We start from the raw sequence: 26,487 nt of genomic DNA on the forward strand, positions 1-26,487 counted from the left end.
AGGTTGACGCCCGCATGACGAGGAACCTGCGACTGACGTTGGCGATGATCCTGGTGGTGATCCTCGTCATGATCGGTCTGACCGCGATCAACCGGAACGCCGGCTCGCGGGCCAGCGGCGAACCGGTCGACCCGGCCGTGCTGGTACGCGACGACAGCCACCGGCTCTCCACCGCCACCGACGGCAAGGTCACCCTGGTCGAGTTCCTCGACTTCGAGTGCGAGGCGTGCGGCGCGGTCTACCCGGCGGTCAGCGAACTCCTGGACACCTACCAGGACCGGATCACCTTCGTGGTGCGGTACTTCCCGATCCCCAGCCACCCCAACGCCGAGTTGGCCGCCCGGGCTGCCCAGTCCGCAGCCAACCAGGGTCGGTTCGCCGAGATGTACACCGTGCTGTTCGAGAACCAGGAGACGTGGGGGCACCAGCGGACCCCGCAGACCGAGGCGTTCGTCGGGTACGCGCGCACCCTCGGTCTGGACGTCGACCGCTTCCAGCGTGACCTCGACGACCCGGCCACCGCCGAGCGGGTGGCCCGGGACCGGGCCGACGGCGAGACCGCCGGGGTGCAGGGCACTCCGACGTTCTTCCTCAACGGCCGGCAGTTGACGAACGTGCGTACCCAGTCGGACATGATCGCCGCCATCGACGCCGCGCTCGCCGGATGAGCGCCGACCCGGCCCGCCGGCCGGCGGACCCCGACGGACCGGAGGCGGGCTTCCTCGCCCGGGTCACCGCGTGGGTGCTCACCGTCGGCGGCGCCGTCGGCCTGCTCGCGGCGGCCACCCTCACCGTCGAGAAGATCAACCTGCTGAGCGATCCGGACTACGTGCCGACGTGCAGCATCAACCCGATCCTGTCCTGCGGCTCGGTGATGACCACCCCGCAGGCCGCTGCCTTCGGCTTCCCGAACCCGCTGCTCGGCATCGCCGGCTTCGCGGTGGTCACCACCCTCGGCGTCGTGCTGCTCGCCGGGGTGCGGCTGCCCGGCTGGATCTGGGCCGGTCTCCAGGCCGGGGCCACCTTCGGCGTGATCTTCGTGCACTGGCTGATCTATCAGAGCCTGTACGTCATCGGCGCGCTCTGCCCGTACTGCATGGTGGTCTGGGTGGTGATGATCGCGATATTCGTCTATACCACGCTGCACAACCTGCGCCGGGTGCCGCCGTCGTCGCCGCCGGCCCGGCTGGCCGGACTCGCCGGCTATCACAGCTTCATCCTGGTCGCCTGGTACACGGTGATCCTGCTGGCGGTGCTGGTCCGCTTCTGGGACTACTGGTCGACCCTGCTCTGACGCCGCCTGCGCCACATCGCGAACAGCCCACCGATCACGACCACGCCCAGCAGCGCGTAGGTGCCGATGCCCAGTTCCCGTTCCAGATAGCGGTAGGACGCCGCGCCGAGGTACCCCAGCACGGACACCGCCGCCGCCCAGAGCAGCCCGCCGGTCACGTTGGCCCACCCGAACGTCGTACGGCGCATGCCGCTGGCCCCGGCCGCCAGTGGCACCACCACCCGCAGCACCGCCACCCACCGACCGATCACCACCGCCACCGCACCACGGCCGGCCACCAGACGACGTGCCCGCTCCAGGTCGAGGTGACGCCGCGCCACGGCGGGCGCGTGGGTGAGCACCGTCGGCCCGTATCGCCGACCCAGCAGGTAGCCGACCTGGTCGCCGAGGCAGGCACCGGCCGCGGCGGCGGCGACCACCGCCCACAGCGGCAGGCCACCCTCGTGCGCGACCACCCCGCCGACCAGCACGGCGGTCTCACCCGGCACCACCAGTCCGAGCAGCGTCGAGGACTCCAACGCGGGCAGGACGAACACCAGGACCAGGACGAGCACCGGGGGAAGCGCGGTGATCACCGTCAGCACCCGTTCCACGCCTTGATTGTGGCCGTCCTGCATCGGCGTCGAGCAGGGAATCGTTACGGCGCGGGGACGACCTCCTGCCCGAGCGGCCAGATCGCCGCCGGCACCAGCTTGAAGTTGGCCACCCCGAAGGGGATCCCGATGATGGTCAGGCAGAGGCTCACCCCGGCGACGATGTGCGACAGCGCGAGCCACCAGCCGGCCAGGACGACCCAGATCACGTTGGCGACGCCGGAGGCCACCCCGACACCCGGCTTGGGCACCAGGGTCCGGCCGAACGGCCACAGCGAGTACGACGCCAATCGCAGCGACGCGACGCCGAACGGGATGGTGACGACGAGCACGAAGCAGATCAGGGCCGCGATGCCGTATCCGATCGCCAGCACGATCCCGCCGCCGAAGATGAGCCACAACACGTTCAGCACGAATCGGATCATGATCCCATCATGACCGGTGGGTGCCACCGGCCGCGAAGGGCGGCCGGTGGCACCGTTGCTCAGCCGATGACGCCGGTCACCGCCGTGCCGGACTTGGTGACGCGGTAGGTCGCCCGGGCACCGCTCCAGAAGTGGAAGGTGAGGGTGACCGGGGCGCCGTCGCGGACGTCACCGAAGAAGGTGGAGGTCAGCGCGATCCGGTTGGCGGCGTAGTCGGGCGCGAAGGCGACGTCGAACTCCTTGTACGACGTCCAGTCGTGCGGGCCGGCGTTGCTGCCGTCGGCGTACTTCGCCTCCATGGTCGCGAGCTGGTCGCCGCGGAACTGGGTGGGGATGGTGAACGCGCTGGTCGTCCCGGTGGCGTTCGACAGCACCGGCGGGTCGTACGTGACGATGTCGATCCGCCAGGGCACGCCGGTGGAGAACCGGGCGTGCAGCGTGGCGTTGACGCCGTACGCCCGGCTGCCGACCAGCCGGGTCAGCGCGCTCGCGGTCAGCGTGAGCTGGTTGCCGGAGACGGTGTAGTCGGTGCCCTGCGTCAGGTTGGTGGTGCCCTGCCGCAGGCCGGAGAAGGTGGTGCCGTTCAGGTTCAACGTCAGCGACTTGGCGGTGACCGAGCCGGTACGCGGCACGTACACCTGGTCGGCGGAGGCGGTGCCGGAGCGGGTCGTCCAGCTCGACTTGATCTGGGCGAACAGCTCGGCGTCCTTCCACCGGAAGGCGACCCGGTCGAAGTGCTGGCCGTTGTCCCAGAGCTGGGTGGTGAGTCGCTTGGTGCGGGCGTAGTGCCCGAGGAACTCGAAGAACTTGAGCTTCTCGCCCTGCTGCACGGTGCCGGTGTGCCGGTCGAAGCCGAGCAGCCCGTACTCGCCGATGACGACCGGGATGTTCCGGGTGACGAAGGCGTTGTGCACCCGGTCGAACCGGTCGACGAGGTCCTGCTGGGTGACCGCGTCGAACCGGGTGCCGCCGGCGACGTTCACGCTGAACGGCCAGTAGCCGTAGAAGTGCACGGTGGCGATCAGGTTGCGGTCGTTCAGTTGGGTGAAGGTGCTCACCAGCTCGTCGATGCGGGGCTGGTCGGAGGAGGTGTGCAGGGTCGGCAGCACCAGCATCCGGGTGGCGTTGTTGCCGCCGGAGGCGCGCACGATCCGGTGGAACGAGGTGTTCAGCTCGTGCAGGAGCTGGGCGTTCTGGGCGTCGCCGGAGCTGTTGGCGAACTGCGGCTCGTTGACGCTCTCGAAGTGCAGTTTCGGCGAGGCGTCCCGGAACGCGGCGGCGATCTGGGTCCAGAGCGCGTTGTAACGGTTGAGGACGGTGGTGCGGTTGGTGGGCATCTCGTGGATCCACTGCCACGAGTCGTGGTGAATGTTAATCATCACGTAGAAGCCGTCGTCCAGGGCCCAGCCGACGACCTCCTTGATCCGGTTCAGCCAGGCGGCGTCGATCGTGTACGAGGGCGCGGCACCGTGCCGGTTGCTCCAGGTCACCGGGATGCGGATGCTGTTGAAGCCCTGGGCCCGGATGGCGTCGAGCTGCGCCGGGGTGACCCGGGGGTTGCCCCACGCGGTCTCGTCGGCGCCGACCGAGTCGAAGGTGTTGCCGAGGTTCCAGCCCGGCTGCATCGCGTCCACGTACGCCATCGCGTCACCGGCCGGCGGCGGCGTGGTCGGCGGCGGCGTGGTGGGGGGCGGCGTGGTGGGGGGCGGGGTGGTCGGCGGCGGGGTGGTCGGGCCGACGCTCCCGGTGCAGGTGACCCCGTTGAGCGCGAACGAGGTCGGCGCGGTGTTGCTGGTGCCGGTGTAGGTGCCGTTGAAGCCGAAGGAGACGCTCTGGTTGGTGCCGAGCGCGGCGTTGTAGCCGACGTTGGTCGCCGTCACGTCGTTGCCGGCGGAGGTGACGGTCGCGTTCCACGCCTGCGTCACCCGCTGGCCGGAGGGGAACGTCCAGGTCAGCCGCCAGCCGTTGACCGGGTCGCCGAGGTTGGTCAGGTCGACGTTGGCGGTGAAGCCGCCGGGCCACTGGCTGGGGGCGGAGTAGACCACCCGGCAGCCGGCGGCGGCGTGCGCGGCGCCCGCGTTGACCAGGCCGACGCCGGCCAGTAACACCGCTATCCCGCTGGTGACCAGGCCGAACCGCCATCGTGTCCTGCGTAGTGTGCCTCTCAGCCCGGCCATGACGCTCCTCGGTGTGGTGATGGTGTCGACGGGTGCTGGCCGAGCGCCGCCGGGACCACCGGAAACGTCCGGCCGGCTCGCACCATAAGTTGGGATCAACAACTTTGTCAATCGACCGAGACTGATATTGGCTGCTTCTGTGCAGCTAGGGGCGTTGTGTCAGGGTGGGTTCGCCTCAGACGGTCGTACCGCGCGGGGTGGATGGATGCGTACCGGCGAATGAGCTGAGCCCGGGCGGGTAGTCGGCGGCGTGACGGCGACGGACGAACGGGACAGCGGATGGCTGCGGGGCGCCGTCGGGAGTGCGGTCGGGGTGGTCGCCCGCGCGGTCGGCGGGATCAGCGCACGGATCGGCTGGCGGGAACGGCGCCGGACGCTGGAGTTGTACGCCATCCTCGCGGTGCAGGCCGGAGTGGCCGCCGCCGTCGCCTGGACGGTGGCGCACCAGGTGCTCGGACATCCGTCACCGGTCTTCGCGCCCAGCGCGGCGGTCGGCACGATCGCCGCCGCGATCGGTCGGCGGACCCGACGCACCGTGGAACTGCTGATCGGCGTCCTGGCCGGGATCGTGGTCGGCGACGCGCTGATCTGGGTCATCGGCACCGGGCCCTGGCAGATCGGCACCGTCGTCACGCTGGCCATCCTGCTCGCCCTCACGCTGAGCCGGGGCGGTCAGGTGGTGACCCAGGCCGGGGGTACGGCTGTCCTGATCGCCACGCTCGCGCCGGTGCAACGCGGGCTGGAGGTGCCCAGGATCATCGACGCCACGATCGGTGGACTGGCCGCCGTGCTGGTGGTGGCGGTGCTGCCGGTGAACCCGGTCCGGCTCGTCCAGCGGGCGGCCCGTCCGCTGTTCACGGTGCTGATGGAGCAACTGCACAAGGGCGCCGACGGCATGTCGGCCGGCGACGCCGAGGCGGTGGCCCGCGCCCGGGACGCCCTCACCGCCCTCGATCCGCAGGTCAAACTCATCAAAGACGCCGTGGCCGGAGCCCAGGAGGCAGTGGCGATCTCACCGGCCCGGTGGCACCGCCGGACCGACTTCGAGCACTACGAACGCGGCGTCCGTTACCTCGACCTGGCCGTGCGGGGGTGTCAGGAACTGCTGCGCCGGGCCGCCACGGCGGTCCGGGACGACGAACCGGTGCCGGCCGGTCTGCCCGCGGCGGTGCACTACTTCGGCGACGCCCTCGCGCTCATGCAGATCACGGCGGAGAGCGGGCAGCATACCGGCCGCACCGAAGGGCTGATCCTCAAAGCGGTGGACCGGGCCGGCGACGCGTACCACGAGGGGGTCGGCTTCTCCGGGAGCGTGGTGGTGGCGCAGATCCGGACCGTCGCCACCGACCTGCTGCGGACCCTCGGCTGCCCGGAGGCGCAGGCCAGCGAGTCGGTCCGGCAGCGATTCGGGCGGCGACAGGAGGAGGGCCCCCGGCCGCCCGACGCGCAGCCCGATCGCGCCTGACCGGCCCGCGCGCGTCACAGCCGCCCGGCCACCGTCCGGGCCACGTCGGTGAGGCGCGGGGCGTACCCGGCCGGGTCGTCCAGCCGGACCAGCCGGACGGCCACCCAGGTCCCGGAGACGCTGACGAAGACCGCACCCTCCTCCAGGTACGCCTCGTCCCCGATCCCGGTGAGCGTCTCGAACTCGTGATCGAGGTTCCGGTCGACGTCGAGGATCTTCTTCGCCCCGTCACCGACGAAGACCTCCACCTGGGCCAACGGCCCCGAGACCGGCCCGGTGTACGTGCAGGTGTCCCGCACCGGCGCCGGGTCCTCCAACGGCGTACCGGCCAACGTCTCGGCCTCCGCCTTGGTCACCAGCGCGCAGGCGTCGACCTCGGGCGCGTCCGGCGGCGCGGGCGTCTCGCTCGGCGGCTCCGGCTCCGGTGCCCCGGTCGGCTCCGGTGCCCCGGTCGGCGCCGGTGGTGGCGGTGCCGCGGCCGGCTCGACGGCCCCGCCGCACGCGGCGAGCACGGCCGTCACGACCGCCGTCACGGTGAGCCGGGCGGCGGTGGACAGGTGCCTCATCGTCGTCTCCCTCCGCGTCATCGGGGCAGGGCGTCGAGCAGCCGACGCAGCGCCTGCTCGTATCCGTCGGGCCGGGCACCGAGGCGGGCGAAGCTGCTCAGCGTCACGGTGTAACTGCCTCCGTCGCCGACCATCACCGCCTCGGCGCCGATGTCCTTCACCGCCAGGTAGCCCTTCGCGCCGTCGCCGATCTCCGTCACCGTGGTGTAGATCTGCCCGGCCTGCTGGCGTTGGTAGTCGTAGGTGCTCTCCCCGGCCAACCGGGAGGCGGTGGTCACGGTGAGCTGGGCGACCCCCTTGCCGTCGCCGAAGCTGCAGGTGCCCTGGTCCACCATGGGCTCACCGACGAACTCGGAGATCTGCGCCGCGTCGAACGGGCAGGGCGGGCGTACCGTGTCGGTCTCGTCGACGGGCAGGTCGAGGTCGGTGTCCACGTCCGCGCCGGCCCCCGTGTCCGGCGCCGGTGGAGCCTCGGTGCCGCCGCCGCTGCATCCGGTGAATGCGAGCACCGCCACGCAGAGCGCCGGCAGGATCTTTCGCCGCACGTGTCCTGCTCCCTTCGTCGGCCGATCGCCGGGTGACGTCTCGACGCTACGGTCGGCGGGCCGGGAAGGAATCCGGTGTTTCCCTAGCTATCGACGCCCGCCGCCGATCCCCGGGGTGCCGGTCGTGGTCCGCGCGAGTGCGGCGCCGAGCTCGGCGCGGCGGGAGATGCCCAGCTTGCGATAGACCCGGGAGAGGTTCGTCTCGACCGTCTTGGGGCTGACGAACAGCTCGTCGGCGATGGCCCGGCTGGTCCGCCCCGAGGCGGCGAGCCGGGCCACGCGTTCCTCGGTCGCGGTGAGGTCCGACGGTGCGGGCGGGCGGCCACCGAGCCGGGCGGCCTCGGCCCGGGCCCGCTCCGCGAACGCCGCCGCCCCGAGCGCGTCGAACTCGGCCGCCGCTGCCTGCAACGCCTCCCGGGCCTGCCGCTTGCGGCGCGACCGACGGTGCACCATCCCGGCGACCAGCAGACACCGGGCGCGGTCCAGCGGCAGGACGTCGGGCGGCACCGCGACCCGCGCGGCGTCGATCTCCGCCAGCGCGGCCGACGGGTCGACTCCGTCGGCACTGTCCACCAGGGCCCGGCTGCGCGCCAACCCGAGCAGCGTCCAGGGGCGCGGCAGCCGCTGGTGCCGCTGCGCCAGCCGCGCCAGTGTCGCCCGCGCGGTGACCAGGTCACCGACCCCGACGCACGCCTCGATCCAGTCCGGCTCGAAGCGTTGGGCCAGCGGCTCGGCCAGGCCCATCCGGTCGAACATCGCGGCGAGCCGCCGGTAACCGGCGGCGGCGTCGGACATCCGTCCGGCGCTGAGCGCGACGAACGCGTCCAGGTGCAGGTGGATCCGGCGGCACCAGTCGTCGTCGAGTTCATCGCCCAGCCGGGTACCCGCCTGCGCCGTCCGGGCCGCCGCGTCGAGCCGGCCGCGCAGCGCGTCGAGCAGCGCGGCCAGCCAGGTCTCGGCGGTGAGTTCGGTGCCCAGCAACTCGCCGAGCTCACGGGCCGCCGCGATGTGCCGCTCGGCCGCCGCCCAGCGACCGGCCAGCAGTTCGGTCTCGCCGAGGTGCTTGAGCAACTCGTGCTGGGACGGCTCGTCGCCGCGTGCGGTGGCCCGGTCCAGCAGTCCGGTCAGGCGCTCCCGGGCACGGTCCAGGTCGTCGATGCCCTTCCACCAGACCGCCGGGATCGTGCCGGCCAGCCAGGACGGCTGGGCGCCCTCCATGGCCAGCGCCCGGTCGAGCAGGTCGGTGCGGGGCGGCGCTCCGGCGCGTACCTCGTTGAAGAAGAGGTTCATCAGTGCGGCGGCCAGCAGCGCGGGGTCGCCGCCGGGCCCGGTGAGCAGCCCGACCGCCGCCTCGGCGTGCGTCCGGGCCGGATCGGGCAGGTCGACGAAGAGCGCCAGGTGGGCGTGGATCCGGCCGGCCAGGGGAGTGTCGGGTCGGGTCGCGGTCAGCGCCCGCGCGGCGGCCTCGACGGCGGTGCCGCCCGGCTCGTCGGCGCTCCACGCCACCACGGCCCGCAGCAGCAGCGCCTCGGCACGCACGTCGCCGGTGAACCTGTCGGCCACCGCCTCCGCGGCGAGCCGGGCGCCCGGATGGTCGCCGCAGTCGAACCGGCACCGGGCCGCCGCGAGTCGCCGTCGGCCCTGGCTGTCCGGGTCGCCCGCCGGGGTGAGCCGCGCGGAGGACTCGTAGAGGGTCGCGGCGGCCTCCGGCGCCCCGCGCGCGTGCTGCCGCGCCGCAGCCGCCGCCAGGGCGTCGGCCACCACCGGATCGGCCGTCGTGGAACACAGCGCCAGGTGCCGGACCCGCTCGTCCGGGTCGGTCACCACCTCGGCCAGCCGGCGGTGCAGGGCACGCCGTACGCCGGGCGGGATGCCGGCGCGGACCGCCGCCGCGTACACCGGGTGGCTGAACTCGACCCGCTGCGGCGTCACCACCAGCAGCCCCGCCTCCTCGGCGGCGTCGAACACGCCGGGACCGACCCCGGTCGCGGCCAGATCCCCGAGCAGCGGTACGCCGAGCAGGGCGGCCAACCGCACCGCGTCCCGGCAGCGCGGCGGCAGCCCGGCCAGGACCTCGTCGAGGAGGTGGTGCATGGAGGCGGTCACCGGCAGGTCCTGCCCCGGCTCCGGAGGCTGCGGCAGGCGCTGGACCGCGCGGGCCACCTCGATGGCGACCAGCGGGTTTCCGGCGGCCTCGCGGGCGATCCGGGCGAGCAGCGGGCGGCTCAACGGGGTTCCGATCCGGTCCCGCAGCACGTGGTGCAGCGCGGCCACGTCGAGCGGGGTCAGGGTCAGCCGGGTCAACCGGTGGGGACCGCTGTCGAGCCCGAGCGGCGCCGGGCACGGCGCCGGCCCGGCCGGGGTGCGGCAGCTCACCAGCGTGGCCGGCACCGGGTCGAGGCGGCGCAGCGCGAACCGCAGCGCCCGTTCGCTCGGCCGGTCCAACCAGGGCGCGTCGTCGACCGCGACCAGCAGCGGCCGGCCGGCGGCGAGCGCCGCCTCCAGCAGTGTCCGGGTCGCGGCGCCGACCACCCGTTCGTCGAACGTCTCGTCGCTGTCGCCGGTGAGCAGCACCACCTCGGCGGCGACCCGCTGGGGACGCGGCAGGTCCACCACCAGGTCCGCCAGCGGGCGGAGCAGGTCGGCGAGAGCGGCGAACGGCAGGTCGGTCTCGCACTCGGTCGGCGCGCAGGCGAGTACCGACCAGCCGGCCCGGGTCGCCTCGGCGACGAGGGCCCGGAGCAGGGTCGTCTTGCCGATCCCGGCCGGGCCTTCCAACAGCACCGGGCCGGGCTCGCCCAGCGCGCGCCAGGCCAGGTCGAACAGGGCGTCCCGGCCGACGAGCGAACGCGGCATGTGGCGATTCTGGCACCGGCCGGAGTCGATGGGCATCAGGCGGTCGGCGCGCCGTGGTGGTCGGTCGGCCGGAACGCGCTCAGGCGTGCAGCGGCCGGCTCGGGGCTGCGCGGTAGGCGGCGTGGTACCGACGTGGACGGCACTTCCGAAGGGCAGGAATCCCGCCTTCGAAATCCACATAGGAAGAAATCCCGCAGATTCTTCCTCGTGTATGCGTCGCGTCGGCCGGTGGTCGATCGTTGCCGAAGACGGGGGTGGGGTGTTGGAGGGTAGGGATCCGACTGACATCGTCCGCCGGGCGACGGCTGAAGCGCTTCGGCGGATCGCCGGGGAGGCGATCCTGGCCAGCATCGTGGGCAGCCGACTGGGGGCACTGGGGGACGGCCTACGGGACGTACTGCGCGCGGCGTTGGTGACGCAGCGGGTGGCGGCGCCGCGGCGACTGATCGGGCTGTGTCGGGAACTCGACCTCGGGCCCGACGCGTTCGACCTGCTGGGACACCATCTGCTGGGGGCGCTGGTCGGGCACCGGCCCGGCCCGGACGCACTGGTACGCACCGGCGGCGCGCTGGGGTTGGCGCGGCGGGAACTGTTCGCCCCCCGCCGTCCGGAGCCGGACGATCCGGCCCGGGTGGTCCGTCCGCACACCGGGCGCGGCAACAGCGCGAGCGCCCGCTACCGCTCGACGAAACCGCCGGAGCACCTGCCCTCGCCGCCGGCCTGGACCTGCACCGGATGCGGTCAGGAATGGCCGTGCGCGGTCAAGCAGAGCCAGTTGCTGGCGGAGTTTGGGACAGCGCGGGCCGCGCTCGCGGTCTATCTGGGGTCGTGTCTGCTCGCCGCCACCCGGGATCTGCCCGGGTTACCGCTGGCCCACGCCCGGAACCGGTTTCTCGGCTGGTTGCCGCGCCGGCCGTTCTGAGTCCGGTCACCGGTGCGGGGACATTCCCGCACCGGCTCGACCGGGTCTCTCAGCGCGCGGTGGGCTCGGGCGCGGTGCCGTTGGCCGCGGCGACCGGGTGCCCGGCTTCGTCCTCGGTGGCCGGCGGGCCGGCGAACCAGTCGATGCCGGCCTTCCCGCCGGCCGCGACGACCGCCGCCGCCCGCGCCACCGGGTCCGTCAGCGACGCCGGGTCGGTCAACGCCGCCGAAGCGGACTGTGCCGGCCCGTGGCCGGAGCGGCCGGCATCCGGACCACCCCCGGAGGCGACGCCCCCGGAGCCCGCCGGGGAAACAGCGCCGTCCGGGCCACGGGAGGTGCCCGTCGCGCCACCGCTGCCCTCCGCGTCGCCGGAGGCGGTGCCCGCCGCGCCGTTCTCGGCACGGGCACCGTCCGAACCCGGTCCGGAACGGAGAGCGTCCGGGCTCGATGCGGCGCCGTTGACCACCGACCGCTGCGGACCGCCGCGCTCGGCACCGGCCACCTCGGCGCGCGCGTCGCCGTCGGCCGTGGGCTGGTGCGGGCCGGTCGTCGGGGTCGGCTCGCCGTTGACCCGGGCGGCCGGGCGTGCGCCCACCATCGGGTACTCGGCGGTCTCGGTGCCGCCGGCCGCCGCGGCCATCACCGCCGCCGCCGCCAGGTCGGCGACCCGCTTGGCCTCCCGCTGCACCCGGGCCCGGGTCTCCTTGGCGTGCCGCTCGGCCGCCTCGACGGCCCGGCGCACCTCGTCCAGCCGCTGACTCTCCGCCGCGAGGTCGCGGCCGGTCTCCTCCAACTGCCGGCGCAGCCGGGTCAGCTCGGCGTCGGTGGCGTCCTTGTCCCGCCGGGTCTCGTCGAGCTGCCGGCGGGCGCCGTCCAACTCCTCCTGCAACCGGGCCAGCGCCTCCTGCTGCTCACCGACCTGGAGCTGGACGGTGTGCAACTGCTCCTCGGCGGCGGCGGCCTGCTCGTCGCTGAACTTGCGGGTCTCGGCCGCCTGCTCGTCGGCGCGCTTGCGGATCTCGGCGGAGTACTGCTGCGCGTCCGCGATCATCGAGCTGACCCGCTGCTCGGCGGTGGAACGCTGGGCGGCCAACTCGCGCTCGACCGACGCCCGCTGCTCGGCCAGGTCCTCCTCGGCGTTGGACCGCCGCTCTGCGAGCTCCTCCTCCACCGTGGTCCGCCACTGGGCCAGTTCCTGCTGGCTCTTGGTCCGGGCCGCCTGGATCTCCTGGTGGATCTGGGTACGCGCGGACGTGGTCAGCGCCTCGGCCGCCGCGCGGGTCTGCTCGACCTGCTGGCGGCACTGCTCGCCGATGCGCTGCGCCTCCTGCTGGGCGCGCTCGTGTGCGGCCTCACCCTCGGCCCGCAGCTTCTCGGCGCGTTCGCGGATCTCGGCCAGCTCCGCCTCGGCGGTGGTGCGCTTCTCCTCGTACGTCTTCTCGTGCTCGGCCCGTCGGCCGGCCAGCTCCTCGTCGAGGTCGGCCAGCGCCTTGACGGTCCGTTCGCGCGCGTTGGCGAGCGTCTTCTCGGCCTCCGCCTGAAGCTTGGTGGCCCGCTGGGTGTGGGTGTCCACGATGGCCGTCGCCTGCTTCTCGGCCAGGTCCAGGATCTGGTCGACCATCGGACCCAGCTCACGGAAGGACGCCCGGTCCATCTGGGTCGGCCGCTGGCGCAGCTCGGTCACCTCGACCTGGAACGCCTGGAGCTTGCCGGTCAGGTCCCGCACGTGCGACGTGGCCCGGTCCCGGTCGGCGGCGACTGCGGCGATGCGGGCGTCGGCCTGTTCGACGTAGCGGTCGACCTGCCGTTTGTCGTACCCCCGCAGGGTGACCTCGAAGTTCGGCCGCGAGGCCAGGTCGTCGCGGGCTGCGAACGGTTCCTCGCCGATGGACATGCCCCATCCTCCGTACGATCGCGAGCGCCACACCGGCCGCCCGGCTGCGATGACGCGCAACGCTACCGCTGCTCGCGTTCGTCTGTCCTCCCACCCCGGTACCGATTCCGCACCGGCTGACGGGGTGACCACGGTGCCCGCCCGCGCGGGCGGTCGACGGGGCGTCCGAGTGGCCTGTTCCGGCGGTACCCCACCAGCGTTCCATCGAGTCGCGTCGACTTGGTTCCTAGCGTCGACCGATGTCGGGGACCCCATCTTGACAGCGAGTTAGGTTAGGTTAGCCTAACCGCATGTCGAGCGTACTGGCGTCGGACGGCGTCGAGCAGAGCCTGCGTGGAGCCGACCTCCACCTGGGCTACCACGGCACGCCGGTGGTGCACGGTGCCGGGATCACGCTCCGCCCCGGCGCGGTCACGGCCCTGGTCGGGCCGAACGGCAGTGGTAAGTCCACCCTGTTGCGGGCGCTGGCCCGACTGCACCCGATCGACAGTGGCACGGTGCTCTTCGCCGACGGTTGTGCCGCCGCCGGCCTGCCCGCCAAGGAGTACGCCCGCCGGGTGACCCTGCTCGCGCAGAGCCGGCCGGTCCCCAATGGGGTCACTGTCCGTGACGTAGTCGGCTACGGTCGGCACCCGTACCGGGGGCGCTGGCGCGCCGACGACCCGGACGGCCCCGCCGCGATCGGCCGTGCGATGGAGGTCACCGGGGTCACCGCGATGGCCGACCGGCCGGTCGACGAGCTGTCCGGCGGCGAGTTGCAGCGGGTCTGGCTGGCCACCTGCCTGGCCCAGGACACCCCGGTGCTGCTGCTCGACGAGCCGACCACCTTCCTCGATCTGCGCTACCAGGTCGAGATCCTCGACCTGATGCGTGACCTCGCCGACGACCACGGTGTCGCGGTCGGCGTGGTGCTGCACGACCTCAACCAGGCCGCCGCGGTGGCCGACGAGGTGGTGCTGCTGCACAGCGGCCGGGTCCGGGCCACCGGCACCCCGGCCGAGGTCTTCACCGAGCACGACCTGACCGAGACCTACGGGATCCGGATCGAGGTCGTCGTCGATCCGCTCAGCGGTCTGGTCACCACCCGCCCGGTGGGCCGCCACCTCACCCGCATCCCGGTCTGATCCCGGACCGGCCCGGACCACCCATCCCGAGAAAGAACATCATGTCCCGTACCCGTGTCACGGCCCTGGTCGCCGCCGCCACCGCTCTGGTGCTGGCCGCCTGCGGCACCACCGAGAACACCTCCGCACCCGACTCCACCCCCTCCGCCGCCGGCGGACCGGTCACCCTGACCGACAGCCGGGGCAAGGAGATCACGCTCGACAAGCCCGCCACCAAGGTCGTCGGCCTGGAGTGGGGCGAGGTCGAGATGCTCGTCAGCCTCGGTGTCATGCCGGTCGGTGTCGCCGACCCCAAGGGCTACGCCACCTGGGTCACCGCCGCCAAGCTCGACGGAGACGTCAAGGACGTCGGCACCCGGGGCGAACCGAGCGTCGACTCCATCGTCGCGCTGGAGCCGGACCTCGTGGTGATGACGGACGACCGCGGCGCCGGCACGATCGCGCAGCTGGAGAAGTACGTCCCGGTCGTCGTCACCAAGGGCAGCGACGCCACGGACAACATCGGCCGGATGCGCGCCGACCTGAACATGATCGCCGCAGCGGTCGGCAAGACCGCCGAGGCGGAGAAGCTGCTCGCCGACTTCGACACCGCGATCGCCGACGGCAAGAAGAAGATCGCCGACGCCGGAGCCGCCGGCAAGCCGTTCGCCATCGCCGACGGCTGGAAGGAAGGCAGCACGGTCAGCATCCGGATGTTCGGTCAGGGCGCGCTCGTCTCCCAGATCGGCATCCAGCTCGGCCTCACCAACGCCTGGCAGGGCGAGGTCGACGAGGCGTGGGGCCTGGGCCAGACCGACGTCGAGGGCATGACCGTGCTCAAGAGCCCGGACCTGCACTTCTTCTACAACGCCTCGGACGGCGACGACGTCTTCGCCGACGGCCTCGCCGACAACGCCATCTGGAAGGCGCTGCCCTTCGTCGCGCAGGGCAACCTGCACCGGATGCCGGACGGCATCTGGACCTTCGGCGGGCCGCTCTCCGGCAAGCAGTACATCGACCAGTTCGTCAACACCTACGCGGTGTGACCACCCTGTCCGCACCCCCGCGTTCGGAGCCGGCCCTCGGGCCGGCTCCGGCCGGGCGCGTCTCGGCCCCCCGCGTCGTCGGGGCCTTCGTCGCCGCCATCGCGCTGTTGCTGGTGGTCGCCGGTGTCCACCTCACCCAGGGCACCTCCGCCGTCGGCGCGCTCGACCTGCTGCGGCTACTCACCGGCGGCGACGACGAGACGGCCCGGGTGCTCGTCGCCTCCCGGGTGCCCCGGCTGCTCGCCGGGCTGGCCATCGGTGTCGCCCTCGGCTTCGCCGGTGCGGCCCTCCAGTCGATCGCCCGCAACCCGCTGGCCTCGCCCGACACGCTCGCCGTCAACGCGGGCGCCCACCTGGCCATCGTCTCGGTCTCCGCGTTCGGCATCGCGCTGCCCGCCCTTCCCGCCGGTGGCCTCGCCTTCTGCGGCGGGCTCGCCGCCGCCGGCCTGGTGATGGCGATGTCCTCCGGTGGGCAGGCCGGCACCACCCGGCTGATCCTCGCCGGTTCGGCCACCGCCATGGCGCTCAGCTCGGTGACCATGCTGCTGCTCCTGCTCTTCGAGCAGGCCACCATCGGTCTGTTCGCCTGGGGCAACGGCTCCCTGGTGCAGAGCGACCTGAACGCGCTCACCCAACTCGCCCCGGTGCTCGGCATCGCCGTCGTGGCACTGATGCTGCTCGGGCACCGTCTCGACATCCTCGCCCTCGGCGACGACACCGCCACCGTGCTCGGCCTCGACGTACGCCGTACCCGACTGATCGTCACGGTGCTGGCCGTCCTGCTCGCCGCCTCGGCGGTGACCCTCACCGGGCCGGTCGGCTTCGTCGGACTCTGCGCGCCGGTGATCGTCCGGCTGCTCGGCTCGGTGGTGCCCGGCGTGCACCGGCACCGGGTGCTGCTGCCGCTCTCCGGCATCGCCGGAGTGATCATCGTGCTCGGCTCCGACGTGCTGCTGCGGGCCGTCATGGGCGGTCAGGCCGGGGTGGACATCCCCACCGGCGTGGTGACCACCCTGCTCGGCGCGGCCGTGCTGATCTGGCTGGCCCGACGGCACCGCGACGCCGGCCCGACCCGTCGCCCGCCGGGCGGTCACGCGGCCGTACGCTCCGCCGGCTTCCACCGCACGGTGGTCGTCGTGGCGGCCACCGTCACCGCTGCCGCGGTGCTGCTCGGCATGCTCGCCGGGGACACCTGGGTGCTGTTCGGCGACATCGTCAACTGGATCAACGGCAACACCGGTCCGGGGTACACGTTCGTGTTGGACCAGCGCTGGCCCCGGGTCGCCGCGGCGATGCTGGCCGGTGCGGCACTGGCCGTGGCCGGCACCACCGTGCAGGCGGTCTGTCGCAACCCGCTGGCCGAGCCCGGCATCCTCGGCATCACCGCCGGCGCCGGGCTGGGCGCGGTCTCGCTGCTCACCTTCGTGCCGCTGGCCGGGGTGTGGGCCGTCTCCGGGGTGGCCGGGCTGGGCGCGATGCTCGCCTTCGCCCTGGTCTACGGTGCGGCGTGGCGCGGGGGGCTCAGCTCCGACCGGCTGGTCCTGATCGGATTCGGGGCCTGGCAGGGCGGCATGGCGCTGATCACCTTCATGATCGTGGCCTTCGACCCGTGGAACACCGGCAAGGCGCTCACCTGGCTCTCCGGCTCCACCTACGGGCGTACCGCCACGCAAGTGCTGCCGGTGGTGATCGCGCTGCTGGTGCTCACCCCGGCGGTGGTCGCCGCCCGGCGCGAGCTGGACCTGATGACGTTGGACGACGACACCCCCCGGGTGCTCGGCGTCCGGCTGGAACGCACCCGGCTGATCGCGCTCGGCGCGGCGGCGCTGCTCACCTCGACCGCCGTCTCGGCCGTCGGTGTGATCGGCTTCGTCGGCCTGGTCGCCCCGCACGCGGCCCGCGCGCTCGTCGGCGGCCGGCACAGCCGGGTGCTCCCGGTCGCCGCGCTGCTCGGCGCGGCTCTGGTCAGCCTCGCCGACACCCTCGGCCGCACCGTGATCGCCCCGGCGCAGATCCCCGCCGGCCTGGTCACCGCCATGATCGGTACCCCGTACTTCGTCTGGCTGCTGTGGCGTTCCCGCGCCGCCGCGCCCCGATCCCGGTGACGCGTCGCCGCGCCACCGGTCCGCACCAGAGAGGCACCATGACCAACACCCTGCCGATCACGCCCTGGCGGCTGTTCGCCGTCGAAGTCCGGGCGGTACGCCGGCTCAGCCCCTCCTTCGTCCGGGTCACCTTCACCGGCCCGGACCTGGACCGCTTCGCCGACAACGGCTACGACCAGCGGATCAAGCTGGCGTTGCCGCTGCCCGGCCAGTGTGGGGCGGACCTGCCGCAGGGACCGGACTGGTACGCGCAGTGGCGGGCTCTGCCGGAGCACCTGCGCAACCCGATCCGCACCTACACCGCGCGGGCGGTCCGGCCCCACCTCAACGAGGTGGACGTCGACCTGGTGCTGCACGGCGACTCCGGCCCGGCGACCCGGTGGGCGCGGCGGGTACGCCCCGGCGACGAGATCGCCATCGCCGGCCCGGACGCCGGATTCGACGGCGACCAGGGTGGACGGGAGTTCCGGCCGCCGTCGACGGGTCGTCTGCTGCTCGCCGGGGACGAGACGGCGGTGCCGGCGATCGGCGGGATCTGCGAGCGGCTGCCGTCCGACGCCCGGGGCCGGGTGCTGCTGGAGGTGCCGTCGGCGGCGGACGTGCTGCCGTTGGTGGCGCCGCCCGGTGTCGAGGTGACCTGGCTGTCGCGCGACGGTGCGTCGCACGGTGCCCGGCTGGTCCCCGCCGTGGCCGCCGCCGCCGAGGAACTGCTGGCCCGGGCGTTGCCGGTCGGGGCGGGTGTGTCGGGGGCGTACGCGTCGGGCGGTCAGTTCGTCGACGACGTGGACGTGGACCGCGCGATCCTCTGGGAGGTGCCCGACGCCCTGCCGTCCGCGCCGCTGTACGCGTGGCTGGCGGGGGAGGCGGGTGTCATCCGTACCCTGCGCCGGCACCTGGTCGTCGAGTGCGGCCTGGACCGGCGGGCGGTGGCCTTCATGGGCTACTGGCGGCACGGCCGCGCCGACCCTTCGAGCTGAGCCCTTGGCCGCGCGACGGTCAGGGCAGCGGGTGCGAGATGCCGCGGGCGTGGTCGGTCAGCGCCGCACCGACCACGGTGGCCTCCAGCGGCAGGATCTCCAGGCAGCGGCGGACCGCGATCGCCATCAGCGTGTTCGGCACCCGCATGGACAGCGTGCAGTGCGGCACCCAGTGGCCCGGTCGGTAGTGCTCGACCAGCTCGATCCCGGCGGCGGTGAGCCGGTCGTGGACCAGTCGGTGGTGCGTCAGCAGCTCGGTGGTGGGTGCCGGGCCCAGCCAGAGCACCCGGCCGACGAACTGGCCGGCGTGCTGGAACGTCAGCCGCAGCGGTGCCGCCACGGTGGTGCCGGCCAGCGCCGCCGCCACCTGCTCCGGATCGAGGCGCGGCGCGACCGCCAGCGAGACGTGCGGTCGGTGCCGCTGCTCCAGCAGGGACCGCAGGCTCTGCACCCCCTCGGCCTCCAGGGCGTCCCAGAGCACCCGGATCCGGCGGGTGGCGACGGTGTCCAGATAGAGTTCCAGCGCGGCGACCACATGATCACTGTAGGCGGGTCGCCCCTCACGGCACGATGACCGCCCGGCCCTCCAGCGTGCCGTCCTGCATTCGGCGGTACGCGTCCATCGCGTCGTCCAGGCCGAACGTGGTGATCTTCGGGCGGACCAGCCCCCGTGCCCCCAGGTCGAGCACCTCGATCAGTTCCGGCCGGCTGCCCCAGTACGTGGTCTGCACGCTGGCCTCGTAGGGGACGGTGAAGTAGCTCATCGTCAGCGAGCCGCCGCCGATTCCCACGATGGTCAGGTCGCCGACCGTCCGCACCACCGAGACGGCGAGCTTCAGGGTGGGGTCCGCGCCGACGAAGTCGAGCACCACGTCGGCGCCCCGGCCGCCGGTGAGCGTCCGGATCTCGTCGGCGGTTCCCGCGCCGGACCGCAGCGTCAGGTCCGCGCCGCACTCCTGTGCCAGCCGCAACGCCTCGTCCCGGGTGTCCACCGCGACGACCCGGGTGGCGGTGGTGGCCTTGAGGATCTGCACCCCCACGTGCCCCAGACCACCGACGCCGATCACCACCGCCGTACTGCCCGGCACCAGCTTCGGCCAGGACCGGCGGATCGCGTGGTACGGCGTCAGCCCCGCGTCGGTCAGCGGCGCCGCCTGCACCGGGTCCAGCCCGTCCGGCAGCGGCACCACGTGCCGGGCGGCCGGCACCAGCTCGTACTCGGCCATGCCGCCGTCCAGGCCCAGACCACCGCCGCCTCCGGGCACCGGCGCGGCGGCCGGGTTCTCGCAGTAGTTGTCGGCGCCGACCCGGCAGCGGGCACACACGCCGCAGCCCCACGGCCCGTAGACGGCGACCGGTTGGCCCACCTCCAACCCGCTCACCCCGGCACCGAGGGCGTGCACCCAGCCGGCGTTCTCGTGCCCCAGCACGAACGGCGGCCCCCACGGCAGGGTGTCCGAGTCGAAGTCGTGCATCAGGTGCAGGTCGGAGTGGCAGGCCCCGGCACCACCGATCTTCACCACCACCTGACCGGGGCCGGGCGTCGGCTCGTCGATCTCGACCAGCTCCGGGTCGCTCTTCCAGGCGGGCAGTCGTAGCGCGCGCATGTGTCGCCTCCTTCGTCCACCGGCTGCCTCCCCGCCGGATGCCGGGACAAACCCGACCGGACCGTCCCGCCCACCGGTTGCCGATCCGCCCCGGCGGCGGTGCACTGAACTACATGAGTGTCATCAAGGTGGGCACGTCCTCCTGGGCCGACCGGACGCTGGTGCGCTCCGGGTGGTACCCGCGCGAGGTGAACACCCCCGCCGGCCGGCTGGGTCACTACGCCGAGCGGTTCGCACTGGTCGAGGTGGACACGTCGTACTACGCCATCCCGGCGCCGGAGACCGTGCACGGCTGGGTCGACGCCACCCCCGACGGCTTCACCTTCGACGTCAAGGCGTTCAGCCTCTTCACCGGCCACCCGACCCCGGTCGCCACCCTCCCGGCCGACCTGCGCCCGGTGGGCGGACCGGCCCGGGTCCGTCGACGCGACCTGCCGGCCGAGGCGTACGACGAGCTGTGGCGCCGGTTCCGCACGGCGCTGACACCGCTCGTGGCGGCCGACCGGCTCGGTGCCGTGCTGTTGCAGTTCCCGCCGTGGCTGACCCGGGGCGACGCGGCCCGCCGCCGGATCGCCGAGCTGGCGTCCCGGTGCCGACCCTGGCGGGTCGCCGTCGAACTCCGGCACGGGTCCTGGTTCGACGGTACGGCGGCGCTGGAGACGCTGGCCTTCCTCCGCGAGCACGACCTGACCCACTGCGCCGTCGACATGCCGCAGGGCCATCCCAGCTCGGTGCCGCCGATCCCGCTGGCCACCGCCGGACTGGCGATGATCCGGTTCCACGGGCACAGCACCGCCTGGGACGGCGGCGACAAGGAGGAACGCTTCCGCTACGCCTACGGCGACGAGGAGCTGCGCCGCTGGTCCGAGGTGCTGGTCGACCTCGCCGACCAGGCCGACGAACTGCATGTGCTGTTCAACAACTGCTGTGCCGGCCAGGCCCAGCGCGACGCGGAACGGATGGCCGGGCTGCTCGGCGTACCGGCGGCCCGGTCCGTGCCGTCCTGACCGGACGCTCCGGTGCCCGCCGCGTCGGCGGCGGGCACCGGGATGCGGTCGCCGGCGGGCCTCAGCCGTGCCAGGACCCTTCGGTGTGCATGCCGGTCGCCTCTTCCAGCGCGTTGTCCGGCAGGTCCTCGCCGGCCACGTCGTCCGGGAACGGTCGTCCCGGCGGCGCCGGGTCCGGTGGTGCGCCCGGTCCGGCCTCGGGCGTACGGGTCGGCTCCACCGACCCGAACCCGTGCCGGCCGTCGGGCCACTGCCGTGACCCGTCCGCCGCCCGCCGTTCGCCCCGCCGTCCCTCGGGCACCGCGGTCTCCTCGCTGCCCTCGTCCATCGGCGAGTGCTCGCCGGCACCCCACGGCGGATCGGCGTCGAAGCCGTCCGTGGTGCCCCAGGGTGCGACGCTCCCCGGTCCCCGGTCCTGCCTGTCCCTGTCGCTCATGGCCACCTCGCCTGTCGGTACGCCCGGCGGTCGCGGTCGGTGCGCGTCGTGCCGGTCGGCGGTCAGCGGCCGTTCATGGCCATGTGCCGCCGGACCGCGTGCATCGCCGCCATCCCGCCGGCACCCTTGCCCATCCGACCCGGCGTGTGGGCCAGACCGTTCGCCCGGCCGAGGATCCCGCGCAGCACCTGCCCGGGCTTCTGCTGCTCACCCATGTACGCGGTGACCACGATCAGCGCCCCGGTCAGCGCCGGAATGGCCCACTGGAGCATCTTCAACTGGCGCTGGCTGGCGGCCACGTGCGCCGGGGTCTGCCCGTTGGGCTCGGTCACGCCCTGCACCGACGGCGTGCCGGCCTTGGCCAGACGCATGCCGAGCAGCCGGCTGTAGCCGGTCACCGCGAGCGCGCCGACGGTCAGCGCGGTCTTCACCGTGCTGGCCCGGCCGACGCCCCGCTGGGCGGCCATCCGCGGGCTCTCGGTGACCAACTCACCGACCGCGCCGGCCAGGTGCGCGCCGATCGCGGCCGCGTTGACCGGCGTCCACCGGGTCCAGCCGGTCGAGGCCGTCGGAAGTCGTTTGGTCGAGTCGTCGATGCGGGCCGCGGCGCCGTTGACGCCGAACGCTCCCATCAGGGAGCCGCCGAACCAGGCCGCCAGGCCCAGGTCGTGCATCGAACGCAGTGCGGTGTGGCTGTCAGACATCAGGTCCCCCTCCGCCGTGTCGGGCGCAGCGGCTTACCCCGGTCCGCACCGGCTAATCGCCGCAGACCCGACCCCGCCCGGCCACCGACGGTCAGTGGCGGTGCGGCCGGTCGGCAGAGTGGTGCGGCAGGGCGGGGGCGGTCAGCGGCGGGGCGGCAGAGTGGCGGCGAAGTCGGCCATCCGCGTGGCCAGTGGCCCGGCGGCGCGTACCCAGGTGAAGTGGTCCAGGCGGGCGTCCGGCACCCGGTAGCGCTCGCGGGTCACCGGCGCCGCGGTGAGCTTGGCGCAGAGACGGTCCACGGTCGGGTGCGGGGTGTACTGGTCACCCTCGACGCTGACCGCCAGCACCGGCGTGCGGATCAGGCCCACGGCCGCCTCGGTGTCCACCCCGTCGAGGTCGGGGAACCGGCCGGTGCGGGCGGTGTGCGCCCAGTCCCGGATCACGCCCCGGGCCTGCCGGCCGCCGAACCCCCAGCCGGGCCAGACGCCGAGCAGCCGGGCGGTGACGCCGATGCCCTGGGTGTACGGCAGCACCCCGTAGCGACGCGGCCCGGCGAAGTCCCGCCAGTACGGGATGCCGACGGCCACCAGCGCCAGCCCGTCCACCTCCTGCTCGCCGTGCAGGGCCAGATGCAGCACGGCGGCCTGGCCACCCAGGGAGTGCCCGAGCAGCAGCGTGCGCCGCCCGTCCAGCCGTTCCTTGAGCGCGTCCCGCACCGCGCCGATGTCGGCGGCCAGCTCGGGGTAGCCGTAGCGGCAGGCGCGACTCGGTCGGGGCGTGCTCTCGCCGGTGCCGCGCAGGTCGGCCACGACGACGGCCAGCCCGGCGTCGCGCAGCGCGGCGGCGAACGGCCGGTAGTACCGGGCCCGGACGCCCATCGCCGGGGCGATCAGCACCACCGGTGCGCCGGTCACGCCCACCGGCTCCGGATAGACCTGGATGCCGAGGCGGGCCCCGTCGACCTGGACGTACTCCTGGAGGTATTCCACCGTCGCGCTCACCACGCCAGGCTACCGGCGAGTAGCCAACGGGGCGGGGCCGCCCCGACGCGCGGGTGGTCGCGTCGGGACGGCCCTGGTGGTGACTCAGGAGACGCTGATCGTGCCGTTCGAGGCGCGTACGCAGGCCACCGAGCGGACGGCGGTGGCGGCCGCACCGGTCAGGCACTGGCCGAGCACCTGGTGTCCAGCGGCGTTCGGGTGCCACGACTCCTGGCAGGTCTGGAAGTAGGTCACGCAGGTGTTGGCGATCCGCTGGATGGCGATCTTGTCCTTGCCGGAGAGGCTGGTGACGAAGGTGCCGTTGGGCGGGTTGTCCTGCAACCGGATCGGAGTGGCCAGAGTGCCGGTCGGACTGTTGGTCCGCTCGCAGAGCCGGGCGCCGTCGAAGGCCCGCTGCACGTTGAGGTAGACCAGGTCCGCGCCGGGGAACTCGGCGGCCAGCGTGCTCCGGGTGGAGCTGACGATGGTGCCGAGGCCCTGCGAGAACCGGTGCCCGGGAGCCAGGCTGGCGCGGTGGATCGGGCAGCCGGCCGCGTACCGCTCGGCACCCAGGGCGCGGAACTTGTCCCGGGTGTCGTCCCGGCTGTCCTCGGAGTGGTATCCAGCCTCCAACTCCAGCGGAAGCGGATTGGTGTAGTCCTGCAACACCACCCGGTGCTGGCCGTCGGCGTCCACCTCGCGCAGCGTGGTCAGGATCTGCCGCACGGCCGCCGTGGTCTCCGCCGTGGCGGCGCTGATCTGCGCCGGGGTCGCCAGGTCGGCGTCGGTGCACGGCTTCTGCTCCACCGGCCCGTTCAGGTACGCCCAGAACTCCCACCAGCCCGTCCACGCGTCCGCGATGAACCGGTTGGCGCACTTCTCGGCGACCCCGCCGAAGGTGAAGGAGCTGTTGTTGGAGCCGAGGCCGATCAGCACCAGGTCGATGTCGTGGGTCTGGGCGACCGTGCGGAGCTGGTCGAGCTGCGCGGCGACCTGACGCCCGTTGGCGCGGGCCGACGAGGCGGCGGCGATGTCGTGCGGCTGGCCGCCGGAGCAGGCCAGGTTGAACCGGGCCTGGATGCCGGGCAGCGACGCCTGATGCAGCGAGGCGTTGCCGGACCGGTGGCAGAAGAAGGCGTCACTGTTCGACGCTGTCCACCCCGGGAAGCCCCGCGCGACGCCGGTCGAGTCGACCACCGGCTGGTAGGCCCCGGCGCCTTCGCCGCTGATGAAGCTGTCGCCGAGGGCGACCGCCGCAGTGGGTAGAGCCGCCGCGGCGGGGGCAGACGCGGCGACGGAGGTGGTGACGGCCGCTGTGGCGATGGCCAGGGCCAACGCGGCGGTACGACGCAACCCGGACATGGCTTCCCCATCCGTTCATGGAAATATGAAAGATCCTCTAGAGCGGTGATGACATCACGCGGGTGTGACGCACGTCAACCATGGGAAACATGAGTGGCACCGGGACGCCAGGGACGGCGTGGGCGTACCCCCGGACCACCCGCACCGGCGGCCCGGGCATAACACCGGAGACCCGGACGTTGACCGCGGCAAGGTCCACCAGCAGCGCCGCCACGCGGCGTGCCGCGTGGGTGTCCGCTCGGCTTGTCGGGGCGTGCGGCTACGCTCGCTGCGGCGTGCCCGCGCCGGGCCGACCGCCGACGGTGCGGTGCAGCACATCGCCGAGACCGGGGAGTACGACCAGTTGACCGCAGAGCCTGAGACCCTGTACGGGGCCGACGACCTCACCCACCTCGAGGGGCTGGACGCCGTCCGCAAGCGTCCCGGCATGTACATCGGGTCCACCGACAGCCGTGGCGTGGGCCACCTCGTCAACGAGATCCTCGACAACTCCACCGACGAGGGCGTGGCCGGTCACGCCACGAAGATCGAGGTGATCCTGCACGCCGACGGCTCGGTGCAGGTCGACGACGACGGGCGCGGCATCCCCACCGACGTGCACGCCCGCTCCGGCATCTCCGGCGTCGAACTGGTCCTCACCCGGCTGCACGCCGGCGGCAAGTTCGGCGGCTCCGGCTACAAGACCTCCGGCGGTCTGCACGGCGTCGGCGCCTCGGCGGTCAACGCGCTGTCCCGCCGCTTCGACGTCACCGTCCGCCGGGGCGGCAAGGTGCACACCATGTCGTTCCGGCACGGCGTGCCGGGCATCTTCGACGGCGACGGCCCGGACGCCTCCTTCACCCCCGGCCCGGGGCTCCAGGTCGCCGGCGCGGTCAAGCGCGGCCAGCGCACCGGCACCTCGATCCGCTACTGGTACGACCCGCGCTACTTCGAGACCGGCGCCGCCCTCGACCACGACGCGGTCCGGGCCAAGCTGCGCCACACCGCGTTCCTGGTCCCCGGAGTCAGCTACACCCTGCGCGACCACACCGGCGAGCAGTCGACCGAGGAGCGGTTCCACTACCCGAACGGGCTCACCGACATGGTGGAGTTCCTCGCCCCGGCCGGTGACCGGCCGGTCTCCGGCACCCTGCTGGTCAACGGCGAGGGGACCTATCGGGAGAACGCCGCCGACGCCAACGGCGTGATGCAGTCCAACGTGCAGCGGCGCGCCGAGATCGAGGTGGCCTTCCGCTGGGGCACCGGATACGAGCGCACCGTCGAGTGCTTCACCAACACCATCCGCAACGCGCACGGCGGCACGCACCGTAAGGGCTTCGAGCGGGCGCTGGCGCGTACGCTCGCCGACGCCGTCCGCAACACCCGGGGCCTGCTCAAGGCCAAGGAGGACGCGCCCACGCTGGACGACGTCCTGGAGGGCATGACCGCGGTGGTGCACGTGCGGGTGCCCGAGCCGCAGTTCACCTCGCAGACCAAGGACGAGCTCTCCACCGCCGGTGTGGTCAAGGTGGTGCAGGGCCTGATCGAGCAGCACGTCAAGTCCTGGCTGGACGACCGTAAGACCAAGACCGAGGCCCGGACGGTCCTGCAGAAGATCGTCGACGCGGCCCGGGTGCGGCTGACCCAGAAGCAGCAGAAGGACGCCGCCCGGCGCAAGACCGCCCTGGAGGGCGCGTCCATGCCGCCCAAACTGGTCGACTGCCGCGCCGCAGGTATTGACAGAAGTGAGCTTTTCATTGTAGAAGGCGACAGCGCATTGGGCACCGGGCGACTTGCCCGCTCTGCGGAGTATCAGGCGCTTCTGCCGATCCGGGGCAAGATCCTGAACGTGCAGAAGGCCAACCTCCAGCAGGTGCTGGACAACGCCGAGTGCGCGGCGATCGTGCAGGTCCTCGGCGCGGGGTCGGGGCGTACCTTCGACCTGTCCTCGCTGCGCTATGGCCGGGTGCTCATCATGGCCGACGCGGACGTCGACGGCGCGCACATCCGGACGCTGCTGATCACCCTCTTCGCCCGCTACATGCGACCGCTGATCGAGTCAGGGCGGCTCTACGCCGCGATGCCGCCCCTGCACAAGATCACCACGAAGGGGCGCAACCCCGAGACCATCTACACCTACACCCAGGCGGAGATGGAGGCGACGGTCCGCAAGCTCGCCTCGGCCGGCAAGCAGATCGTCACCCCGGTGCCGCGCTTCAAGGGTCTCGGTGAGATGGACGCCGACGAGTTGTGGGAGACCACGATGAACCCGGCCACCCGATCGGTACGCCGGATCACCATCGACGACGTCGACGCCGCCGAGCGGATCCTCGACCTGCTGATGGGGGAGAAGGTCGAGCCGCGCCGCAACTGGTTGATCGACTCCGCCGACCGCGTCGACCGCGACGCCATCGACGCCTGACCACCGGGTTCTGGAAGGAAA

23 protein-coding genes are annotated in these 26,487 nt (G+C 73.0%); 10 read left to right on the forward strand and 13 right to left on the reverse strand.

Annotated elements, in window-relative coordinates; all coding sequences use genetic code 11:
• The first annotated feature begins 14 nt into the window (after positions 1–14).
• Together ACZ31C_RS21785 and ACZ31C_RS21790 are read left to right on the forward strand one after the other, a co-directional pair.
• Positions 15–668, forward strand: coding sequence for a DsbA family protein (locus tag ACZ31C_RS21785; protein WP_465796832.1), 654 nt, complete (start codon positions 15–17; stop codon positions 666–668).
• Positions 665–1,294, forward strand: coding sequence for a vitamin K epoxide reductase family protein (locus ACZ31C_RS21790; RefSeq protein ID WP_465796833.1), 630 nt, complete (start codon positions 665–667; stop codon positions 1,292–1,294). Before ACZ31C_RS21785 ends, ACZ31C_RS21790 begins: the two co-directional genes overlap by 4 nt.
• On the opposite strand, the gene ACZ31C_RS21795 is transcribed toward ACZ31C_RS21790, so the two are convergent.
• Genes ACZ31C_RS21795 through ACZ31C_RS21805 form a run of 3 tightly spaced genes read right to left on the reverse strand, consistent with a single transcriptional unit; the run spans position 1,273 to position 4,489 of the window.
• Positions 1,273–1,887: a DedA family protein gene (locus ACZ31C_RS21795; protein WP_465796834.1), complete on the reverse strand. Its 615-nt coding sequence runs from the start codon at positions 1,885–1,887 to the stop codon at positions 1,273–1,275. The genes ACZ31C_RS21790 and ACZ31C_RS21795 overlap by 22 nt on opposite strands.
• Before the next feature lie 44 nt (positions 1,888–1,931).
• Positions 1,932–2,312 (reverse strand): YccF domain-containing protein, encoded by a 381-nt coding sequence (locus ACZ31C_RS21800; protein ID WP_350695369.1) that lies wholly within the window; start codon positions 2,310–2,312, stop codon positions 1,932–1,934.
• A 59-nt stretch (positions 2,313–2,371) separates the two neighbouring features.
• Entirely contained in the window at positions 2,372–4,489 is a 2,118-nt protein-coding gene (locus ACZ31C_RS21805) for a cellulase family glycosylhydrolase (RefSeq protein ID WP_465796835.1), read from the reverse strand.
• A 250-nt stretch (positions 4,490–4,739) separates the two neighbouring features.
• On the opposite strand from ACZ31C_RS21805, the gene ACZ31C_RS21810 reads away from it, so the two are divergent.
• Positions 4,740–5,954, forward strand: a complete 1,215-nt coding sequence (locus ACZ31C_RS21810; protein ID WP_465796836.1) for an FUSC family protein — start codon at positions 4,740–4,742, stop codon at positions 5,952–5,954.
• Between the two features lie 14 nt (positions 5,955–5,968).
• On the opposite strand, the gene ACZ31C_RS21815 is transcribed toward ACZ31C_RS21810, so the two are convergent.
• From ACZ31C_RS21815 to ACZ31C_RS21825, 3 genes are all read right to left on the reverse strand, one after another.
• The gene (locus ACZ31C_RS21815; RefSeq protein WP_465796837.1) at positions 5,969–6,520 is read right to left on the reverse strand and encodes a DUF3558 family protein; all 552 of its coding nucleotides are present in this window, start codon (positions 6,518–6,520) and stop codon (positions 5,969–5,971) included.
• A gap of 17 nt (positions 6,521–6,537) precedes the next feature.
• Positions 6,538–7,065, reverse strand: a complete 528-nt coding sequence (locus ACZ31C_RS21820) for a hypothetical protein (protein ID WP_465796838.1) — start codon at positions 7,063–7,065, stop codon at positions 6,538–6,540.
• Positions 7,066–7,152: 87 nt separating this feature from the next.
• A complete protein-coding gene (locus tag ACZ31C_RS21825; protein ID WP_465796839.1) occupies positions 7,153–9,921 on the reverse strand; it encodes a helix-turn-helix transcriptional regulator in 2,769 nt (922 codons plus the stop codon).
• A 259-nt stretch (positions 9,922–10,180) separates the two neighbouring features.
• On the opposite strand from ACZ31C_RS21825, the gene ACZ31C_RS21830 reads away from it, so the two are divergent.
• Complete coding sequence (locus ACZ31C_RS21830; protein ID WP_465796840.1) at positions 10,181–10,843, forward strand: hypothetical protein; 663 nt, start codon at positions 10,181–10,183, stop codon at positions 10,841–10,843.
• A gap of 49 nt (positions 10,844–10,892) precedes the next feature.
• On the opposite strand, the gene ACZ31C_RS21835 is transcribed toward ACZ31C_RS21830, so the two are convergent.
• Positions 10,893–12,737, reverse strand: a complete 1,845-nt coding sequence (locus ACZ31C_RS21835; protein ID WP_465796841.1) for a hypothetical protein — start codon at positions 12,735–12,737, stop codon at positions 10,893–10,895.
• A gap of 290 nt (positions 12,738–13,027) precedes the next feature.
• On the opposite strand from ACZ31C_RS21835, the gene ACZ31C_RS21840 reads away from it, so the two are divergent.
• The 4 genes from ACZ31C_RS21840 to ACZ31C_RS21855 are packed head-to-tail and all read left to right on the forward strand — an operon-like array spanning position 13,028 to position 17,968.
• Positions 13,028–13,861: an ABC transporter ATP-binding protein gene (locus ACZ31C_RS21840; RefSeq protein WP_465796842.1), complete on the forward strand. Its 834-nt coding sequence runs from the start codon at positions 13,028–13,030 to the stop codon at positions 13,859–13,861.
• Between the two features lie 41 nt (positions 13,862–13,902).
• Positions 13,903–14,886 (forward strand): ABC transporter substrate-binding protein, encoded by a 984-nt coding sequence (locus tag ACZ31C_RS21845; RefSeq protein WP_465796843.1) that lies wholly within the window; start codon positions 13,903–13,905, stop codon positions 14,884–14,886.
• On the forward strand, positions 14,883–16,991 hold the full coding sequence (locus ACZ31C_RS21850; RefSeq protein WP_465796844.1) for an iron ABC transporter permease: 2,109 nt from the start codon (positions 14,883–14,885) through the stop codon (positions 16,989–16,991). Before ACZ31C_RS21845 ends, ACZ31C_RS21850 begins: the two co-directional genes overlap by 4 nt.
• Before the next feature lie 38 nt (positions 16,992–17,029).
• A complete protein-coding gene (locus ACZ31C_RS21855) occupies positions 17,030–17,968 on the forward strand; it encodes a siderophore-interacting protein (protein ID WP_465796845.1) in 939 nt (312 codons plus the stop codon).
• Between the two features lie 19 nt (positions 17,969–17,987).
• Here ACZ31C_RS21855 and ACZ31C_RS21860 read toward each other — a convergent pair whose 3' ends face one another.
• Positions 17,988–18,503 carry a 2'-5' RNA ligase family protein gene (locus tag ACZ31C_RS21860; RefSeq protein WP_350695352.1) on the reverse strand — a complete coding sequence of 172 codons (516 nt, stop codon included), beginning with the start codon at positions 18,501–18,503 and terminating at the stop codon, positions 17,988–17,990.
• Positions 18,504–18,528: 25 nt separating this feature from the next.
• Positions 18,529–19,575: an NAD(P)-dependent alcohol dehydrogenase gene (locus ACZ31C_RS21865; protein WP_465796846.1), complete on the reverse strand. Its 1,047-nt coding sequence runs from the start codon at positions 19,573–19,575 to the stop codon at positions 18,529–18,531.
• A 113-nt stretch (positions 19,576–19,688) separates the two neighbouring features.
• On the opposite strand from ACZ31C_RS21865, the gene ACZ31C_RS21870 reads away from it, so the two are divergent.
• Positions 19,689–20,582: a DUF72 domain-containing protein gene (locus ACZ31C_RS21870; RefSeq protein ID WP_465796847.1), complete on the forward strand. Its 894-nt coding sequence runs from the start codon at positions 19,689–19,691 to the stop codon at positions 20,580–20,582.
• Positions 20,583–20,643: 61 nt separating this feature from the next.
• Here ACZ31C_RS21870 and ACZ31C_RS21875 read toward each other — a convergent pair whose 3' ends face one another.
• The 4 genes from ACZ31C_RS21875 to ACZ31C_RS21890 all read right to left on the reverse strand — a co-directional run bounded on the left by ACZ31C_RS21875 (position 20,644) and on the right by ACZ31C_RS21890 (position 24,065).
• Complete coding sequence (locus tag ACZ31C_RS21875; RefSeq protein WP_465796848.1) at positions 20,644–21,018, reverse strand: hypothetical protein; 375 nt, start codon at positions 21,016–21,018, stop codon at positions 20,644–20,646.
• 62 nt (positions 21,019–21,080) lie between these two features.
• A complete protein-coding gene (locus ACZ31C_RS21880; protein ID WP_465796849.1) occupies positions 21,081–21,722 on the reverse strand; it encodes a hypothetical protein in 642 nt (213 codons plus the stop codon).
• Positions 21,723–21,863: 141 nt separating this feature from the next.
• Positions 21,864–22,712, reverse strand: a complete 849-nt coding sequence (locus tag ACZ31C_RS21885; RefSeq protein WP_465797010.1) for an alpha/beta hydrolase family protein — start codon at positions 22,710–22,712, stop codon at positions 21,864–21,866.
• 96 nt (positions 22,713–22,808) lie between these two features.
• Entirely contained in the window at positions 22,809–24,065 is a 1,257-nt protein-coding gene (locus ACZ31C_RS21890; RefSeq protein ID WP_465796850.1) for an SGNH/GDSL hydrolase family protein, read from the reverse strand.
• Between the two features lie 343 nt (positions 24,066–24,408).
• On the opposite strand from ACZ31C_RS21890, the gene ACZ31C_RS21895 reads away from it, so the two are divergent.
• A complete protein-coding gene (locus tag ACZ31C_RS21895; protein ID WP_465797011.1) occupies positions 24,409–26,466 on the forward strand; it encodes a DNA gyrase/topoisomerase IV subunit B in 2,058 nt (685 codons plus the stop codon).
• Positions 26,467–26,487: the final 21 nt, after the last annotated feature.

Source organism: Micromonospora sp. NPDC023869, from assembly GCF_055559695.1.